This window comes from Brevibacterium linens ATCC 9172, assembly GCF_900169165.1.
In the GTDB taxonomy this organism is placed as follows: Bacteria; Actinomycetota; Actinomycetes; order Actinomycetales; family Brevibacteriaceae; genus Brevibacterium; species Brevibacterium linens.
Window position 1 is genome coordinate 1 of sequence record NZ_FXYY01000033.1, and the last position, 18,017, is coordinate 18,017.

Annotated in this window: 18 protein-coding genes and 1 pseudogene; 10 read left to right on the plus strand and 9 right to left on the minus strand. The window is 65.5% G+C overall.

What is annotated here, in order from left to right; genetic code table 11:
• Positions 1-117: 117 nt before the first annotated feature.
• A pseudogene (locus BLIN9172_RS16125) lies at positions 118-378 on the minus strand (transposase); the annotation flags it as partial.
• A 49-nt stretch (positions 379-427) separates the two neighbouring features.
• Between BLIN9172_RS16125 and BLIN9172_RS16130 the strand changes: the two are divergent.
• On the plus strand, positions 428-799 hold the full coding sequence (locus BLIN9172_RS16130; protein WP_101555963.1) for a tyrosine-type recombinase/integrase: 372 nt from the start codon (positions 428-430) through the stop codon (positions 797-799).
• A gap of 34 nt (positions 800-833) precedes the next feature.
• On the opposite strand, the gene BLIN9172_RS16135 is transcribed toward BLIN9172_RS16130, so the two are convergent.
• On the minus strand, positions 834-1,754 hold the full coding sequence (locus BLIN9172_RS16135) for a 1,4-dihydroxy-2-naphthoyl-CoA synthase (protein ID WP_101555964.1): 921 nt from the start codon (positions 1,752-1,754) through the stop codon (positions 834-836).
• A gap of 111 nt (positions 1,755-1,865) precedes the next feature.
• On the opposite strand from BLIN9172_RS16135, the gene BLIN9172_RS16140 reads away from it, so the two are divergent.
• A complete protein-coding gene (locus BLIN9172_RS16140) occupies positions 1,866-3,026 on the plus strand; it encodes an o-succinylbenzoate synthase (RefSeq protein ID WP_101555965.1) in 1,161 nt (386 codons plus the stop codon).
• Positions 3,027-3,078: 52 nt separating this feature from the next.
• Here BLIN9172_RS16140 and BLIN9172_RS18240 read toward each other — a convergent pair whose 3' ends face one another.
• Together BLIN9172_RS18240 and BLIN9172_RS16150 are read right to left on the minus strand one after the other, a co-directional pair.
• Entirely contained in the window at positions 3,079-3,789 is a 711-nt protein-coding gene (locus BLIN9172_RS18240) for a hypothetical protein (RefSeq protein WP_164742777.1), read from the minus strand.
• A 15-nt stretch (positions 3,790-3,804) separates the two neighbouring features.
• Entirely contained in the window at positions 3,805-5,421 is a 1,617-nt protein-coding gene (locus BLIN9172_RS16150; protein WP_240812203.1) for an alpha/beta hydrolase, read from the minus strand.
• 59 nt (positions 5,422-5,480) lie between these two features.
• On the opposite strand from BLIN9172_RS16150, the gene menD reads away from it, so the two are divergent.
• From menD to BLIN9172_RS16165, 3 genes are all read left to right on the plus strand, one after another.
• Entirely contained in the window at positions 5,481-7,247 is a 1,767-nt protein-coding gene (gene menD, locus BLIN9172_RS16155; RefSeq protein ID WP_240812202.1) for a 2-succinyl-5-enolpyruvyl-6-hydroxy-3-cyclohexene-1-carboxylic-acid synthase, read from the plus strand.
• A 109-nt stretch (positions 7,248-7,356) separates the two neighbouring features.
• Complete coding sequence (locus BLIN9172_RS16160; RefSeq protein WP_101555966.1) at positions 7,357-7,617, plus strand: type II toxin-antitoxin system Phd/YefM family antitoxin; 261 nt, start codon at positions 7,357-7,359, stop codon at positions 7,615-7,617.
• Entirely contained in the window at positions 7,618-7,872 is a 255-nt protein-coding gene (locus tag BLIN9172_RS16165) for a Txe/YoeB family addiction module toxin (protein ID WP_101555967.1), read from the plus strand.
• A 111-nt stretch (positions 7,873-7,983) separates the two neighbouring features.
• On the opposite strand, the gene BLIN9172_RS16170 is transcribed toward BLIN9172_RS16165, so the two are convergent.
• A complete protein-coding gene (locus BLIN9172_RS16170; RefSeq protein ID WP_101555968.1) occupies positions 7,984-9,348 on the minus strand; it encodes an isochorismate synthase in 1,365 nt (454 codons plus the stop codon).
• 82 nt (positions 9,349-9,430) lie between these two features.
• Between BLIN9172_RS16170 and BLIN9172_RS16175 the strand changes: the two genes are divergently transcribed.
• The 4 genes from BLIN9172_RS16175 (at position 9,431) to BLIN9172_RS16190 (ending at position 13,045) form a co-directional block, all read left to right on the plus strand.
• On the plus strand, positions 9,431-10,159 hold the full coding sequence (locus BLIN9172_RS16175; protein ID WP_101555987.1) for a demethylmenaquinone methyltransferase: 729 nt from the start codon (positions 9,431-9,433) through the stop codon (positions 10,157-10,159).
• 2 nt (positions 10,160-10,161) lie between these two features.
• Positions 10,162-11,463: a geranylgeranyl reductase family protein gene (locus tag BLIN9172_RS16180; RefSeq protein ID WP_101555969.1), complete on the plus strand. Its 1,302-nt coding sequence runs from the start codon at positions 10,162-10,164 to the stop codon at positions 11,461-11,463.
• A 94-nt stretch (positions 11,464-11,557) separates the two neighbouring features.
• Complete coding sequence (locus BLIN9172_RS16185) at positions 11,558-12,568, plus strand: polyprenyl synthetase family protein (RefSeq protein ID WP_101555970.1); 1,011 nt, start codon at positions 11,558-11,560, stop codon at positions 12,566-12,568.
• A 69-nt stretch (positions 12,569-12,637) separates the two neighbouring features.
• Positions 12,638-13,045, plus strand: coding sequence for a hypothetical protein (locus BLIN9172_RS16190; RefSeq protein WP_180956985.1), 408 nt, complete (start codon positions 12,638-12,640; stop codon positions 13,043-13,045).
• A 57-nt stretch (positions 13,046-13,102) separates the two neighbouring features.
• On the opposite strand, the gene BLIN9172_RS16195 is transcribed toward BLIN9172_RS16190, so the two are convergent.
• The 4 genes from BLIN9172_RS16195 to rarD form a co-directional block, all read right to left on the minus strand.
• The gene (locus BLIN9172_RS16195; RefSeq protein ID WP_101555971.1) at positions 13,103-13,846 is read right to left on the minus strand and encodes a hypothetical protein; all 744 of its coding nucleotides are present in this window, start codon (positions 13,844-13,846) and stop codon (positions 13,103-13,105) included.
• Positions 13,843-14,760, minus strand: coding sequence for an ABC transporter ATP-binding protein (locus BLIN9172_RS16200; RefSeq protein WP_101555972.1), 918 nt, complete (start codon positions 14,758-14,760; stop codon positions 13,843-13,845). Before BLIN9172_RS16200 ends, BLIN9172_RS16195 begins: the two co-directional genes overlap by 4 nt.
• 3 nt (positions 14,761-14,763) lie before the next feature.
• The gene (locus BLIN9172_RS16205; protein ID WP_180956986.1) at positions 14,764-15,165 is read right to left on the minus strand and encodes a GntR family transcriptional regulator; all 402 of its coding nucleotides are present in this window, start codon (positions 15,163-15,165) and stop codon (positions 14,764-14,766) included.
• Positions 15,166-15,365: 200 nt separating this feature from the next.
• Positions 15,366-16,277, minus strand: a complete 912-nt coding sequence (gene rarD, locus BLIN9172_RS16210) for an EamA family transporter RarD (RefSeq protein WP_101555973.1) — start codon at positions 16,275-16,277, stop codon at positions 15,366-15,368.
• Positions 16,278-16,457: 180 nt separating this feature from the next.
• On the opposite strand from rarD, the gene BLIN9172_RS16215 reads away from it, so the two are divergent.
• Entirely contained in the window at positions 16,458-17,876 is a 1,419-nt protein-coding gene (locus BLIN9172_RS16215; RefSeq protein WP_101555974.1) for an FAD-dependent oxidoreductase, read from the plus strand.
• Positions 17,877-18,017 lie beyond the last annotated feature (141 nt).

The following is an 18,017-nucleotide window of genomic DNA, read 5'->3' on the forward strand; positions in this document are numbered from 1 at the left end:
CCCCGGGGAATCATCTATGTGGAAGAGACCGGTGAGAGACCGGGACACTACTTCCTGCCCTCGCACCGCGTTCGCACTCGAATCCGAGTGAGCCCCTTGCCATCAAGCGAATCGGTGGATCAAGGCTAAGACTCGGTCCCAGGTGCCGTCGGCGGCGTAGCGGCGGTGACGTTTCCATACTGTCTGCCACGGCCCGAAATGCTCGCGCGGCAGGTCACGCCAGGCGATGCCAGCGCGGTAGCGGTAGACGATTCCTTCGACGATTCGCCGGTTGTTCTCAAACGGTCGGGCTCTTTTGCCGACGTTTGAGGGCAGAAGTGGTTCGATCTTCTCCCACTGCTCATCAGTGAAGACTCGGTGTCGTTGCTGTGTAGTCACGTCTCCACCGTGCCAGTCCTGGAATGGTCAATAAAGGAGACACGCCCTAGTGCATGCCCTAGCCCAACATGTGGCCAAGCATGCACCAGGCGACGATCCTACGAGGTGGCTCTTTCCATATCGTGAAGGTCCTCTCTACGACAATGCTGTGATCTGGCGGTGGCGGGCTACTAGGAAGTCAGCTGGACTCACCGAAGTCCGTCTACACGACCTGCGACATTTCTATGCCTCGGGGCTGATTGCCGCGGGGTGCGACGTGGTGACGGTCCAGCGTGCACTCGGCCACGAGTCGGCCAGCACGACGCTCAATACCTACGCTCACCTGTGGCCGAAGGCCGAGGATCGAACACGGAGCGCCGCGGCTAACCTCATGGAGTCCACTTCGGCCGATATTGCGGACTCTCGGCGGACTCGACCTTGAAAATTCGGCTCTGACCAGTGGCTTTGACCTGTTCTTAGTAGTACCAGGGGAAAGGCGACCAGTCGGGATCGCGCTTTTCGAGGAACGCGTCGCGGCCTTCGACCGCCTCGTCGGTCAAATAGCCTAGTCGGGTGGCTTCTCCGGCGAAGACCTGCTGGCCGACGAGCCCGTCGTCGACGAGATTGAAGGCGAACTTGAGCATGCGCTGCGCGTTCGGTGACTTGCCCAGGATCTCCCGCGCCATCTGGAGGGCCGCGGTCTCGAGATCGCCATGGTCGACGACTTCATTGACGGCTCCCATATCGGCCATCTCCTGCGCGGAGTAGGTGCGGCCCAAAAAGAAGATCTCACGGGCCTTCTTCTGCCCGACCATCTTCGCCAGGTAGGCGGAACCGTAGCCGGCGTCGTAGGAGCCGACATCGGCATCGGTCTGCTTGAACTTCGCGTGTTCGCGTGAGGCGATCGTCATATCGCAGACGACGTGGAGGCTGTGGCCTCCGCCGGCTGCCCAGCCGGGGACGACGGCGATGACGACCTTGGGCATGGTGCGGATGAGGCGCTGGACCTCGAGGATGTGCAGGCGGCCGGCACGAGCCGGATCGACGCTCTCACGGGTCTCACCGGAGGCGTACTGGTAGCCGGAGCGGCCGCGGATGCGCTGATCGCCGCCGGAGCAGAAGGCCCAACCGCCGTCCTTCTCGCTCGGGCCGTCGCCGGTGAGCAGCACGGCGCCGACGTCGGAGGTCTGGCGGGCATGGTCGAGAGCGCGGTAGAGCTCGTCGACGGTGTGCGGGCGGAAGGCATTGCGGACCTCTGGACGGTCGAAGGCGATGCGCACGCAGCCGATGTCGTTGCCGGTGGCAGGGTCGATGGCCCGGTGGTAGGTGATATCGGTGAAGTCGAACCCGGAGACTTCGCGCCAGGCAGAAGGGTCGAAGATTTCAGAAACCGTCATGGCCCCAGCCTAGCGCTTGGTCGTTGTGGTGCGGTCCGGGGCCGGGCGGCGGACGGTGAGGTTCCGAACGGCAGGCAGCGTTGGCCGGGGCGGCGGGGTTAGTCTGGGCTCATGGCCGATTTCGCACGTTCGCACACTGGCGCACTGGACTCAGAGGCTCCGGCTGCCGCACCTCTTGATCTGCCGCAACGCTTCGATGAGGTCATCGAGGACCTGCATGTGGTGCGGTTGCCGATGGTCACCCGGTTCCGGGGGATCACGGAGCGGGAAGTGGCGCTGTTCACCGGCCCTACCGGGTGGGCGGAGTTCTCCCCTTTCGTCGAATACGGCACCGAGGAGGCCAGCCGGTGGCTGCGCGCCTCCCTCGAATTCTCCGGGCTGATCCCGCAGACAACCGCCCTCGCCGAGGCGGCCCCCTCCACCGTTCCCGTGCGCGGTTCCAGTCCGGCCGTGGCGGAGGCGGGGACGAGCGGTGAGACCGTCGACGTCAACGGCACCCTGCCCGCCTGTCCACCCGATCAGGTCGCACCGATCCTGTCGCGCTATGACCGGGTCGGCACCGTCAAGGCGAAGGTCGCCGAGCACGGATTCGCCTCCCTCGACGAGGATCTGACACGCCTGCGGGAATTCCGCAGGCTCTGCCCCGAGACGACGCTGCGCCTGGACGCGAATGCCGGATACACGCTCAGCGAGGCCCTTCAAGCTTGTGAGGCATTTGCCGAGTTCGACCTCCAATACTTCGAACAGCCGGTGCCCGAGGTCGAGCAGCTGGCCGAACTGCGCGATGAGCTCGCCCGAAGAGGACAGCCGATCGTCATCGCCGCCGACGAATCCATCCGCAAAGCCGAGGACCCGCTGCGCGTGGCCGAACTCGGAGCCGCCGAAGTCATCATCGTCAAGGTCCAACCGCTGGGCGGGATCGGCGCCGCCCTCGACGTCATCGGCGCCTCGGGCCTGCCCGCCGTCGTGTCCTCGGCTCTCGAGTCATCCGTCGGCCTGGCCGCCGGAGCCGAACTCGCCGCCAGACTGCCTCGCACCGACCGCAGCCTGGACATCCTCGGTGATCGGGTGGCCTGCGGTCTGGGCACCGGGCGCCTCTTCACCGCCGACGTCGTCGCCGAGGACGAGGCCCTGACTCCGGTCGACGGCGCCATCCCGGTCACGCGAATCGTCCCGGACCTTCACCGCCTGCAGCAGCTGGCGGTGGATCCGGGACGATTCGCATGGTGGGCCGACCGGCTCCAGAGCTGCTGGAGCGCTCTGCGCGGTTGAGTCGATTCTGATTGAACTGATTCCGCCTGAATCGGCTCGCGGGTGAACCGGGTCAGCCGGCTTTCTTCACCGCCTTGACGAACGTGTCCGCGGCCTTCGTCACGGTGGCCTCTTCGACATCGGCGATATTGGAAACGGCCACGACGTTGTTGCCAACGAGGGCGTAGACCATGCGCAGGTTCATGGCTGTCTGTCCGCCGGCCTCGACGGAGGCGACGATTCCATTGGTCTCGTCTGCCCCGTCGACCTTGGCGTCGAAGGTCTTGTACTTCATCGACATCTCGACGCCGGCGGTCTTGATCTTCACATCGCTGCATTCTTCTGCGATCTTCGAGGCGCCCTCGATCTGGGTCTGTGCGCCGTCCAGATCGTCATAGCTCGACAGTGCCGCGGAGAGGATGTTGTCGGTGGAGGTTCCAGCGACCGTGGTGCCTTTGGAAGCGAGGTTGGCGTTGAGGAGGTTCATGGTGATGTCTTTGCACTTGGCCGGTTCGAACTCAGAACTCTCCAGGGCCTTGACTGCCTCGCTGGAGGAATCGCCGGCACCGTCGACGGCCTTGAACGACTGACCCTCGGCCTTGGTCGACTCAAGGATCTCCTTGAGCTTCGCCTCATCGAGTTTGCTTGCCTGCGGGGTCTCTTCGGCTGCCGCCTGCGAGGAGTCACCGCCGCCGTCAGCCTGGTCCGGCTTGTCTCCTCCACCCGTGCACCCGACGAGGGAAAGTCCGGCGAAAAGAGCGATGGCTGGGAGTATGCGTTTCATGGTTGACCTCTCGAGTCAGCGTTCTGAAGAACCAGCGGCCGTCGATTCGCGACCGCTCTCAATATAAACGCCAGTGGGATCGTCCGCGGTTTCAGTCTGTGACGGATCTGGAACATCGGCTGTGGATCGTTCGCCATCGACGGCCGCCGCGCTGTCGACCCCGGACGCAGCTGCGTGTCGGTCATCGGCCGTCGCCCTGTCGACCTCAGCCGAGCTGTGCCTGCAGTCGGCTGCCGCGTCGACCGGCGCCGAGGCGATCCTCACCGTGGTCACCTCGTCCTGTCCCAGCGTGGCGAAGTGAGCGGTGCGCTTTCCGGGGATGATCGGATCGTGCATGGCCGCGGCCAGGCGACCGGTGAATGTCAGCCGCCCTTTCTTGTCGGCCTTCTGCTGATAGGCATTGTCCCCGCTGGGACCGGACACGCTGATGTCGTAGCGGCGGCCGGGATCGAAGAGACCGGGAGTGCGCACACGGAAGCTGCCGGTCCCGGTCAGAGAGAAGCCGGCGGCGCTGACGGCATCGAAGCGCACCACTTGCGCGCGACGACGGGAGATCTCCACCCGCCACCCGTGGATGTCGAAGAGGGCATGACCGGTGAGGAAGGTGAACTGTCCGCCATCGGCCACGCGATCTGTCCGACGGCGATCCGAACTCGCATAGTTGCGCCGCTTGGCGAGGGTCTTCAGCCACGCCCCGAGTTCCCGTTCCCAGCTGGTCCAGTTGTGCAGGCCGCTGGTGCGCGGAAACCAGGAATGGCGGATGCCGAGGGAGTTGAGACGGGCAGAGAAGCGCTCGCCCTGCGAGCTGATCATCGACTCCAACAGGTCGCGATCCTTCGCCCCTTCGAGGCTGCCGGAGCCGGCGCTGAACCACAGGTCGAGGCCGCGGAGGTTCTCGGCCACAGCGTACGGGGAGTTCGCCAGCCATTCGCTGCGATCGGCCACGGGGTCGCCGAAGAGCGTCATCGACCGCGCACCCTCGCGCATGGCGATGATGTCGAAGGCCGGCACCGTTGACAGCGGGTCCAGGGGTGAGGAGAAGGCGGCCGCGGCACCGTAGCGGTCGGGATGCCAGGCGGCGTACTTCATTGCGCCGTACCCGCCCATCGACAGTCCGGCGAGCAGCTGGTTCTCCGGGGTGAAGTCCACGGAATAGGTGGCGTCGAGGAACTCGGGGATCTCCTCGGTGTGGAAGCGCGGCCAATCGTGGACCTCGCTGCCCACGGCCAGCCGAGAATACGTTCCGGCCCCGCCGTCGGGCATGACGACGAGGTAGGGGGAATCGAGTGTGAGCTCCTCGGCGGACCCGAAGTCCGTCCATGACCGGAAGTCGTCTCCGCCGCCGTGGAACAGGTGGATGACAGGGCTGACCTCGGCGGGGATGCCCGGCAGCAGCACACGGACTCCGACAGTGCGGCCGAGAGCGGGGGAGTAGATGAAGAATTCGCGCAGCCTCGGCGAGAGTTTGCGTTTGTCGCGGATGTGCCATTTCCGGGCGTCTTTGCCGCGGGGTTCCGGGCCGAGGAAGGCACTGTTCTGGTCGAGGGCGGGATACCGTCCGCGCTGTGCGCGAGCCGCGGTCAGCGTGCGGATGGCACGTGCTCCCATCGCGATGATCAACGAGCGGCGCATTTCTCGAGGTTAGAGGGCAGAGGTGAACCACAGGGGGTCAGGTGGTTGAATATCAGGTGATGTCGAATTCGAGCGCGGTGGCGCAGCAGATTGCCCGAAGCCTGGTCCACGCCGGTGTCAGTGATGTCGTCCTCGCCCCCGGTTCACGGTCCGCGCCCTTGGTCTATGCCCTGGCGCCGCTGAACGAGGCGGGGCTCATCCGGACTCATGTGCGCGTCGATGAGCGCGATGCCGCCTTCCTCGTCCTCGGTCTGGCCCGGGGTCTGCGTGCGCGCGGCAGCGAGTCCGCCGTGGCGGTCGTGACGACGTCCGGATCGGCCGTGGCCAACCTCCACCCTGCCGTCCTCGAAGCCTCGTACGGGCATCTGCCGCTGCTCGCGCTCACCGCGGATCGCCCCGCGCGGCTGCGCCGTACCGGAGCCAACCAGACCATCGACGACCAGTCACAGGTGCTCAGCGACGTCCGTGCCCGTTTCGATATCCCGGCCGGGGACAGCGCCGAGGCGGTCGCCCGATCCGTGTCGGAGGCCGTGGCTGCGGCACTGGGATCTCACAAGGACACCGTCACCGAGGCGGCCGGCCCCGTCCAGTTCAATGTGCAGTTCGACACCCCCGTGGTTCCCACCCCGGGGGAGCTGAACGCGTGGACGGACGAGATCGGCGCGCTGGCTGCGAACGACGCAGGGCGACGTGCGAGGGCGACCGTGTCTGAGTCCCGTGCGCACCTCGGAGTCACCATCACCGACGGGACCGTCCTCGTCGCCGGGGACGCCGGCGGGTATCCGGCCGAATCTCTGCATGCGCTCGCCGCCGACCAGCATCTTCCGGTGCTTGCCGAACCATCGAGCCCGCTGGCTCGCACCACTGCTGACCCGTCGGCCGCCGGAGCGGCCGAACCGTCGACCATCGTGCCTGCCCATGCCCGCGTGCTCAGCGATCACCCCGAGCTGCGCGAGAGTATCCGCACCGTCATCGTCCACGGAAAGCCGACCCTGACCAGGCCCGTGGCGGCACTGCTGGCCGACGAATCCGTGACTGTGCAGCGCGTTCCCGACGCCATCGATGCGTTCGATCTGACCGTCCACGACGAGAGGGCCGAAGTGCTGACGGCCGCGGGAGAGGCGCAGGGGATCGCCGCCTCGGGGCCGACCTGGGTGCGCACTTGGATCGATGCCGGGACGTCCCTCTTGGCAGCCGCACGAGCAGAGCGGGCCGCGGTATGCCGCGTGGAACCGACCGCGGCCGAGACCTCCGGCGCCGCCTCGGCGAAGGAATTCCAAGCCACGGCACGGACGATCACCGAGCGGCTGGCCGCGCAGGACCTCACGCTCTTCGTGGCCAGCTCGAATTCGGTGCGCTACCTCAGCGACGCCACCGACATCCGCGCCCGCATCCACGCCTCACGCGGACTCGCCGGGATCGACGGGCTCGTCTCCACGGCGACGGGGCTGTCGCTGGGGTTGGGCGAACCGGTCGTCCTCCTCATCGGTGATATCGCCATGCTCCACGATGTCGGAGGCCTGCTCAGCCCGAGCGCCGAGGATGCCGGTGACGTGACGATCGTCGTGCTCAACGACGATGGGGGAGCGATCTTCGCAGGCCTCGAGCACTCGCAGCCCCACCTCGACGGTTTCCTGGAGCGCTATTTCACGGTTCCCCACGGTCGCGGATTCGCCGAGCTCGCCGCGGCCTACGGCTGGGAGTACATGCGAGTCAGCGACCTGGTGAGCTTCGACCATGCCATGGACGAGGGCCTCGGCGCCGCCGACGATCGCAGCGCGACCACCGCCGGCGCTCGTCGCATCATCGAAGTCCGACTCGACTGAGCCCGCGCAGCTTTATGAGGGATTATCGCTGGGTAGTTCCTGTGACCGATCATTGCGGTTGGTGGTACCATAAACATGTACCACTCGTTCGAAGGCGGAGGTCGTCATCATGTCCATCAGCGCAAGCGAGGCTCGCAAGACCTTGTTCCCGCTCATTGAGCGAGTGAATGAAGACCGTGATGCCGTCGAGATCGTCTCTCGCAGGGGCAATGCTGTCCTGATGTCGGCTGACGATTACGCTGCATGGCAGGAGACTGCCTACCTGTTCCGGTCGCCGGCCAACGCGCGCCGTCTGCTCGATGCCTATGACCGTGCCCGCGGCGGGAAGGTCGAGTTCCACGACCTTGATCGCGCGGATGAGGAAGCCTGAGTGCGTCTGGTCTGGGACGAGGCGGCCTGGGAGGACTGCAAACACTGGCAGACTGCCGATCGGAAGATACTGAAGCGCATCAATACGCTCATCGACGCCTGCCTGCGTGAACCGTTCTCGGGGATCGGCAAGCCCGAACAGCTGAAGTACGGAGCCCAGGGCTCGTGGTCGCGGCGCATCACCGATGAGCACCGACTGGTCTATCTCGTCGTCGACGACGACCTCGTGATTCTTCAGGCCCGCTACCACTGCTGAGTCAATGGCCTTCCGTGTGGGCACACGGCCCGCCTCGTGGGCTGCCCGACGCTCACCTTCGCCGAGTGGGCGCGGGACAACGTCGGGGAGTTCCGATGACGATCGGTACCGTCAATCCAAACCGAGCGCACGGCGCATCGGCTTGAGCTTCGCATCCGTCTCGGCCACCTCGGTGGCGGGATCCGAATCCGGCATGATTCCGGCCCCGGCATACAGCCGGATCCGATTGCGGTCCTCGAGCTGACCGCAGCGCAGTGCGATGCCGAACTGGCCGTTGCCGCGCGCGTCCATCCACCCGACGGGACCGGAGTAACGGCCGCGGTCGAGGGGTTCGAGCTCATCGACATGCGCCACCGCGCTCGCCTGCGGGTACCCGCCGACGGCCGCGGTCGGGTGGACCGCTGCGGCGACGTCGAGGGCGGTGAGTCCGGACTCGGGGGACAGGTTCGCCTGCGCGTCCGACGCCGAATGGATGACATTGGCCAAGGGCAGCAGGTGGGGGCGCTCATCGACGGTGACATCCTCGGCGACCGAACCGAGGCTGCGCTGCAGCGAGGCGATGGCGAAGGCATGCTCGGTGCTGTCCTTGTGCGCGCTCAGCAGCCTCCGGGCCGCAGGCATCTCCTCCATCGGGTCTTTCTCCACTCGGTAGGTCCCGGCGAGCACACGTGAGGTGACTCTGCCGTTCTCGACCCCGATGAGCAGTTCCGGGGTCGACCCGATGAGACCGGCGATGTCGAAGGTCCAGCAGCTCGGGTAGCTGCGGTTGAGTGCGCCGAGCACCGCACGCACGTCGATGTCCTCATCGGTGGTGACGACCTCGTCGCGGGCGAGGACGATCTTACGCAGAGTCGGATCCTCCGCAAATGCATCCACTTCTGCGGAGGTGTCGATCGGGGTGAGCATGCCGGCGACCTGCTCGACGAGCCGAGCCCACTTCTCGGGACCGAGGTGCCCGGCTTCGGCACGGGCCGACTGCACCCGCTGCAGCGGTTCGGCCTGCAGCACCGGAGGCAGCGGCGCCACCTCGGCCGTCGAGATCGAGGTCAGCCACACGCGACCGCCGCGGCGGCCGAGAACGAACTCGGGGACGTGGATGATCGAATCGACCTCAGATTCGCCCGAATACGCGACCGTGGCAAAGCACATGAGCCCGGATCCGAGCAGATCGACCTCATCCTCGATCTGGGCCGCCTCGACGATGGCCTTCCACGCATCCGAGAGCTCGGTGAACCTCTTGGGGCCGCGAGCACGGATGCGCAGGGTGCGGCCGAAGCCGATGAGACCGGAGGTGTCTCGGACCCAACAGGAGAAACCGTCGGTCGGCAGCAGCTCGAGCGTCTGCTCCACGGTCGTGGGCAGACCCGACTCGAAGGGGAAGCCGGGCCCGGGATCGACGTCGTCGACGAAACGGGACCGCACGCGCAGACGCGGAGGAGCGGAGAGGATGTCGGAAGTGCCGAAAGTCAAAGTCATGTCGCCTCGAGTCTAGTTCAGTATCAACCCTGTCAGACATCCGGATTCGCCCTCCCGGTTGAGGTGTTGAGAGAATATGCTCATGAACCGTGCCAAGCTGGACAAACAGCCCGCCGACGTCGCGTCGATGTTCGATGATGTCGCCTCCCGATACGACCTGACGAACGACGTCCTGTCCTTCGGACTCGCCCGCGTCTGGAGGCGCACCGTCGCCCATTCCGTGGCCGCCGGACCCGGTGAGCGCGTGCTCGATCTGGCGGCCGGCACCGGCACCTCTTCGATGACGTTCACCCACCACGGCGCCGAAGTGGTGGCCGGGGACATCTCCACCGGTATGCTCGCCGAGGGCCGCCGCCGGCACCCGCAGATCGACTTCATCTACGCCGATGCGATGGACCTGCCCTTCGCCGATTCGAGCTTCGACGTCGTCACGATCTCCTTCGGCATCCGCAACGTCAACGACGTCGATCAGGCTCTGACCGAGATGCTGCGCGTGCTCAAACCCGGCGGACGCCTCGTCATCTGCGAATTCTCCACTCCGACACTCGACGCTTTCAGCCTCGTGTACAAGGAGTACTTGATGAGAGCCCTGCCGCCCTTGGCCCGTGCCGTGTCCTCGAACCCGGAAGCCTATGTCTACCTCGCCGAGTCGATCCGTGAATGGCCGAACCAGGACGCCTTCGCCCACCAGATCCTCGACGCCGGCTTCGACCAGGTGAAGTACCGCAATCTCACCGGCGGAATCGTCGCCGTCCACCACGCTCTCAAACCCGCCGAGGCGGCCGACACCGCGGAGCCGGCCCAGCCTTGACGATGAATGAGTTCGATGCCGAAGTCGTCGTCGTCGGTGCCGGCCCGGCCGGCTCTGCGATCGGCGCCTACCTCGCCCAGGCCGGGCACGAGGTCATCATCCTGGAGAAGTCCGGTTTCCCGCGCGACAAGATCTGCGGCGACGCGCTGACCCCGCGTGCGGTCAAAGAGGCCGGCTACCTCGGAATGGAGCTGCCGGAAGCCGATGGGTGGCACAGGAACAAGGGCCTGCGACTCATCGGCGGCGGCCACCGTCTCGAACTCGACTGGCCCGATATCGACGGCACTCCGAACTATGGGGTGACCCGCCCGCGCATGAGCATGGACGAAGCCTTCGCCCGCCACGCTCAGCGCAGCGGGGCACGGCTCTTCGAACAGGTTCGCGCCATGTCGCCGGACGTCGGCGAGGACGGGTGGATCCGCGGCATCCACGCCTCCGGCACCGATCACCGTGGTCGCCGAGTCGGGCCCGAAGCCCACTTCCGGGCACCGATCGTCATAGCCGCAGACGGAGTCTCCTCCCGGCTGGCCGTCTCGATGGGACTGGAGAAGCGCGACGATCGCCCGATGGGAATCGCCGCCCGCGCCTATCACACGACGCCGCGGCACGCCGATGACTACATCGAATCCTGGGTGGAGATGCGGTCGACGAATGCGGCCGGGGAATCCGAGACCCTGCCCGGATACGGGTGGATCTTCCCCCTCGGCGACGGCACCGTGAACATCGGTGCCGGACTGCTCGACTCCTCACCGCAGTTCAAGTCCGTGGATCTGCGCGGAATGATGAACCGGTGGATCGCTGACATGGGGCACGAGTGGGGCATCGACGAAACCACGTCCCTGGGGCCGATCAAGTCCGCGGCCCTGCCGATGGCCTTCAACCGCACACCGCACTTCCACCGCGGTCTGCTGCTCGTCGGTGACTCGGGCGGAATGGTCAATCCGTTCAATGGTGAAGGCATCGATTACGCCCTGGAATCAGCACGCATCGCCGCCGAGGTGATCTCCACCTACTCCCGTTACCCGCAGGCCCTGATGCGGCGTCGTCTCGAGGAGTACCCGTCGCTGCTGGGGGACTCCCTGGGCGGATACTTCACCCTGGGCCGGGTTTTCGCCTCGATCATCGGCCATCCTGCGCTCATGCAGTTCGGAATCAAGTACGGTATGGGTGTTGACGTTGTGATGGAGTTCGTCGTCAAATTGTTGGCGAACCTCTACCGCGACCCGAAGGTCTCCGAGGCCGATCTCATCGACAGGGTGATCTCCGCCCTGACCCGAATCGTCCCGGCCACCAGCAATGTCTGAGCGCACGGACCACGGTGAGACCACAGTGAAGAACTCTGAGCGCAAGGGCTGTGACAACGGCATGCCGAGAACGACTACGACGAATGACGAGGACATGAGCCACCTAGCCTCTCCGGCCACCTTCACCGGTGACGACGCCCAGCTCGCGGCAGAGATCTCGACCCAGTTGGAAACCGTGGAGGCCCGTCTCTACGAGGTCACCGAACAGACACGGAGACTGCCCGATGAGACATCGAAGCATCTGCTGGCCGCCGGCGGAAAACGCGCCCGTCCGAACCTGGTGCTGCTCACCGCCCGCCTCGGCGATGCGAACAACGACGACATCATCGACGCGGCCGTCGCGGTCGAACTCATCCATCTCGCATCGCTGTACCATGACGACGTCATGGACGACGCGCCCGTGCGGCGCGGAGCACCGGCCGCCCACGAGGTGTGGGGCAATTCGGTGGCGATCCTCACCGGCGATCTGCTCTTCTCCAAGGCCTCCGGCGTCACCGCGAACCTCGGCCCCGAAGCCGTGCGCATCCAAGCGGAGACATTCGAGCGTCTCGTTCTCGGTCAGCTCAACGAATTCGCCGGCCCGCCGGAGGACGCCGACGAGATCGAGCACTACATCCAGGTGCTCGCCGACAAGACCGGATCGCTCATCGCGACCTCGGCGCGCTTCGGCGTCATGTTCTCCGGAGCCGATGAGACGCTGGCCGAACCCGTCCGGGTCTTCGGCGAACGCGTCGGTGTGGCCTTCCAGCTCGCCGATGACATCATCGACCTGACCACGACATCCTCCGAGTCGGGCAAGACCCCGGGCACGGATCTGCGTGAACGCGTGCCCACCCTGCCCGTGCTCTACGTGAGGGCCGCTGCCGCTGAGGGCGATGCCGCCGCCGCCGAGGTGGTCGACCTCCTCGACGCGGATCTGACCTCCGATGACGCTTTGGAAGCCGCTCGTGCTGCGCTGGCGGCCCATCCTGTGACCGAGAAGGCCCGAGCAGAAGCATTGCGCTGGGCCGATGCGGCCAAGGCGGCTCTGGTCCCGTTGCCGGAGGGGCGTGTCAAGGACTCGCTGTTCGCCTTCGCCTACTCCGTCGTCGCCCGCACCTCCTGAAACCTTCTTCCGACCGGCTTCTGATCAGTTTCTCGGCCGTTACGGCACAGGCACAAAGGGCATACCGCGATGATGCACACCTCGGCTTCGGCACCAGTTCGGCCCCCGCAGAGACTCAGCGCGGCCGACTGGGTCGGACTCGGCGTGCTCGCATTGCTGCTCGTCGTCGGCTTGAGCTGGTCGAAATGGCTGCCGTACTGGGACAAGACTCTGGCCCTGAGCCAGACCTCGCTGTGGGAGGGCTCGCCGCTCTTCGACGCCGCCGGGGATTCGGTGTGGCTGTCCGGTGCGTGGGAGTTCACGTTGGTGTACTTCACCGCCGTGTGGAAGGCCCTGCTCATCGCGCTGCCGGCGCTGAGCATTCCGTCGATGGTCATGGTCGGCAAGGCGATGGGGTGGAAGACGGCGGCAGCAATGGGTGCGACCGTCGCGGTCGCCGCGGTACTGGCCGGGGGAGCGCTGGCCCTGCTCAGCTGAGCCACGGCACGGTGGGACCGCCTCGGTGACGGTGACTTTTGGCCCCGATCGAGCTGACTACGTCGTCAGACGGCGGAGGGTGAGATAGGACCCGGCCCCGAAGACCACGGTCAGCCCAAGCGCCCACAGTGCCAGTCCGAGCGCCTCCGCCTGCGCCAGCCACATCCACACCTCGCCCCAGCCCCGACTGATGCTCACCCATGCGGCTCCGGCGAGCAGCACGATGCCGATGACGATGAGTGCGACGGTCAGAATGAGCGAGCCGAAGCGCTGCTTGACGATCGCAAACCAGAAGCCGAGGACGAACCACAGCATCGTGAGTACGAAGTAGATGAGCCCGGCGGCGAAGGGGCCGTGCTCCCACACCCACGGCAGATAGGCGAAGTAGCCGCCCATGCCGTAGCCGTCGGTGGCCTGTTCGATGACTCCGAGCGCGACGAAGACGGCCGAGATCCCCACGGCGCTGAATGCGGCCGCGATCAGGGAGCCGAGGTAGAACTCCCGGCGGGTAAGGCTCATGGCCTGTGAGAAGTAGAACGTGAGATTCATCGCCTGGGCACCGACGACGGCGAAGTACCACAGCGGTGCCTGTGACCCTCCGCTGTACATCGGGCCGTCCGCTTCCGATGAGGAGATGATCCAGTAGATGACGAGAGTGATCAGCCACACCCCGCCGAGGACGAGGACGGGTACCCAGACGAAGGTCTGCGTATTCGTGAACTGGAGGCGGACGACTCCCAGTGTGCGGTTCTTCGGTCGGGCGGCTGGTGTCTGGGGCGGGTGGTCGAGTGCGGCGGTCATGACTGGAGGCTCCTGATGTCGTTCTCGGCTCTCGGATGGTCCGAGGCGTCTGCCTGTGTGCTGCGGACGATGAGCTGCTGGAGGGAGACGGGAGTGAGATCGAGGTTGGCCTCGGCGATGAGTTCGCGATCGGCATTGCTGAGGTGGCCGAGCATCGTCACCGAGGCGACTCGACCGAGGAATTCGCGGTGGATGACCTCACGGCCGGCAGCGAGGCGGTTGATCGCATCGGCGTCGCCGACGATGTTGACCGCACGGTTGCGGACCTCCTCGGTGGTCTCGTCCATGATGATGCTGCCGCGGTCGATGACGATGACGTTCTCAATGAGGTCGGCAACTTCGTCGATGAGGTGGCTTGAGAGCACGATGGTGCGCGGATGCTCTGCGTAGTCGGCGATGAGCCGGTCGTAGAAGGTCTGCCGGGCGACGGCGTCGAAGCCGAGGTAGGGCTCGTCGAAGAAGGTGATCTCGGCGCGGGAGGCCAGGCCGATGATGACGCCGACGGCCGACTGCTGGCCGCGGGAGAGCTTCTTGATCGGCGTCTTCAGCGGTAGTTGGAAGTCGTCGATGAGCTCCTCGGCGAAGTCGTGGTCCCAGTGCGGGAAGAGCAGTCGGGCGTTGCTCAGGGCGTGCCGGGCATTCGAGTCGTCCGGATACTTCTGGCTTTCGCGGACGAAGCACATGCGGCCCAGCACCCGGGCGTTCTCGTACGGGTTCTCACCGAAGACTTCGACCTCCCCGCTGGTGGGGAAGTTCTGGGCGGTGAGGATCGACATCAGTGTCGTCTTGCCCGCGCCGTTGCGGCCGAGGAGTCCGTAGATCGAATCCTCGTCGATGGTGAGGCTGATGTCGTTGAGTGCGGTGGTGTGTTTGAACGTCTTGGTGAGGTGGCGGACCTCGATGACGGAGTTCATGAGTCATCCCTTCGCTTCGGTCGGGTCAAGTGCGGTGGTCAGGCGGAGTTCGTGGGAGCGCTCTTCGATGAGCGCGATCACGTCCTTCGCACCGAGGCCGAGGCGGTTGGCCTCGCTCAGCAGGGGGCTGATGAAGTTCTCGGAGAATTCGGTGCGGTGTTCGTTGATGAGCAGAGCGCGGGCTCCCTCGGTGACGAACATCCCGATGCCGCGCCGCTTCTCCAACACGCCCTTGTCGACGAGCCGGTTGATGCCTTTGGCTGCGGTGGCCGGATTGATGGAGTAGAAGCTTGCGAGCGCGTTCGTCGATGGTGCTCGGGAAAGTTCGGGCAAGGTGCCGTTGAGGATCGAGTCCTCGACCTTCTCTGCGATCTGAGTGAACAGGGGTTTGGCGTCGTCGATCACATTCGGCTCCATGTGAGTTGGTTAGTTACTTAACTAATGAACCATGGTTCCGAGAGTGGTGTCAAGGGTCGAAGGCGATCCGAGCGGGCAATCCTGGCCCTTACCCCAACTACTACCTGACGGCGGCTGAGCAACCTCGCGCGAGGTTGCTCAGCCGCCGTCAGGTAGTAATAGGGAGGTGCCGGGGGTTTCGTTCCCGGTCAGCGGCGTCGGCTGTGGCGGATCATGTCCGTGCACAGCAGGATCACGGCGATCCAGATGACGAAGAAGCCGATCCAACGAGTCGTCGACATCATCTCCCCGAGCACCGTGACGCCGAGGGTGAATTGGATGGTCGGGGTGAGGTATTGGAGCATGCCCACCCAGGACAGGGGGATGCGGCGGGCGGCGGCGCTGAAGAGGATGAGCGGGATCGCGGTGGCCGGGCCGGTGATGATGATGACGAAGACGTGCCAGCCGCCGAAACCGGTGAACGTCTGCAGTCCCAGCGAGCCGAGGACGATGAGGTAGATCGCCGAAGGCACGGCGAGGACGAGGCTTTCGACGGCCATGCCTTCGACGGCGCCCACACGGGAGCCGACCTTGTTCTTCACCAGTCCGTAGAGTCCGAACGACAGGGCGACGGTGAATGCGAGATAGGGGACGCGGCCGAGGCCGATGCCGACGATGATGACGGCGAGCAGGCCGAAGCCCACGGCAGTCCACTGCAGGGGGCGCAGCTTCTCGCCGAGGAAGATGACGCCGAGGCCGATGGAGATGAGCGGGTTGAGGTAGTAGCCCAGGGAGATCTCGACGAGTTGGTTGGTTTCGACCCCGTAGATGAATGTCGTCCAGTTGATGGCGATGAGTACGGATGCCAGAAGCAGGAGGCCGAAGAGCCGCGGTGAGCGCAGAATCTGCCAGGTGCGGAGGAATCCGCCGGTGAAGACGAGGAGGATGGCGCAGAAGCCCAGCGACCAGATGACTCGGTGGGAGACGAGTTCGAGGGCGCCGGTGGGGGCCGCGGCGGCGAAGAGCAGCGGCATCACACCCCACAGCAGGTAGGCGGAGAATCCGTTGATCAGGCCGGCACGGCGGATTGCGCTCTCATCGGGGGCAGGGTTCTGGCTCACAAGCTTCAGTCTAATGAGGGCGGGTTGCCGGGGGAGACGTCCGGGCCGCGGTGAGACGAGGCCAGGTGGAGGGCTGTCGTCTGGCCGGTCGAACGGCGGTGATGCGAGTTTGGTCACGTCATTGTAAGGATGACCTACATTGACGATAGACTCGGTGGGACTGAAAAGAGAGGTGTGAGAATGACTCGTCCCTTCCGGGTGGCCATCGTCGGCGCCGGTCCTGCTGGGATCTACGCGGCCGATCTCATGACGAAGGCGGAGCGTGATTTCGATCTGAGCATCGATCTCTTCGACCGTCTGCCGACTCCCTTCGGACTCGTCCGCTACGGAGTCGCCCCCGACCACCCGCGGATCAAGGGCATCATCAACGCCCTGATCAAGGTCCTCGACCGAGGCGACATCCGCCTGTTCTCCAACGTCGAGTACGGAGTCGACCTCCACCTCGAAGAGCTCACCGACCGCTATGATGCGGTGATCTTCTCCACCGGCTGCTTCGTCGATGCCGCCCTTGATCTGCCCGGCATCGATCTGCCCGGATCCTACGGCGCCGCGGACTTCGTCAACTGGTACGACTCGCACCCCGACGTCTCGCAGTCCTGGCCGCTGGATGCCGAGCGCGTCGCCGTCATCGGCAACGGCAATGTCGCCCTCGACGTCGCCCGTGTGCTGGCGAAGCAGGCCGACGATATGCACACCACGGAGATCCCCGACCACGTGTATGAGGGGCTGAAGTCCTCGAAGGTCACCGACGTCCACATCTTCGGCCGCCGCGGACCCGCCCAGGCGAAGTTCACTCCGCTGGAGCTGCGTGAGCTCGGCGCCGTCAAGGACGTCGACCTCATCGTCTACCCCGAGGACTTCGAGTTCGATGAAGGGTCGATGCAGGCGATCGAGTCGAGCAACCAGACCAAACAGGTCGCGAAGACCCTCACGGACTTCACCATGCGCGAACCCACCGGAGCCAAGCGCCGCCTCCACCTGCACTTCCTGCACGCACCGGTCGCCATCCTCGGCGAGGACCAGGTGACGGCGCTGCGCACGGAGCGGATGGAACTCGACGGGAACGGCGGAGTCAACGGCACCGGAAGCTTCCATGATTGGGAGCTCGACGCCGTTTACCGGGCCGTCGGTTACGCGGGCACGCGACTGCCGCAGCTGCCTTTCGACGATCGCAAGCGTGTGATCCCGAACCACGAGGGTCGCGTCGTCGACTCCGACGATCAGACCACGGCCGCCGACGCCGACGTCGTTCAGGGCGTCTACACCACCGGGTGGATCAAGCGCGGACCCGTCGGCCTCATCGGCCACACGAAGGGCGATGCGCTCGAGACCATCGGCCACATCCTCGACGACCGTGCCGCCGGTGCGCTCACCGATCCGGTGTACCCGGACGAATCGGCCATCATCGAACTCCTCGAATCCAAGGGCGTCGACTACGCCGATTGGGAGGGCTACCACCGCGTCGAGTCCGCTGAGAAGGCTGCCGGCGAGGTCGAGGGACGTGAGCGGATCAAGCTCGCCACCCGTGAGGCGATGCTCGCCGAGGCGCGCGGACACGTCACCGCCGAATCCGTCGGTCAACCGTCCGCCGGCAGCTGAGGCATCCCGCACCGTCAGTGCGTTGCCCTCTCGTTAGTGTCATCTCCTCCACTTCGGACACCAGCAGGCACCGTCAGTGGCTTCTCTCCCCGTTGCAACGGGTGGACGAGTCGCTGCCGGTGCCTGATGCTTCCACCGCGT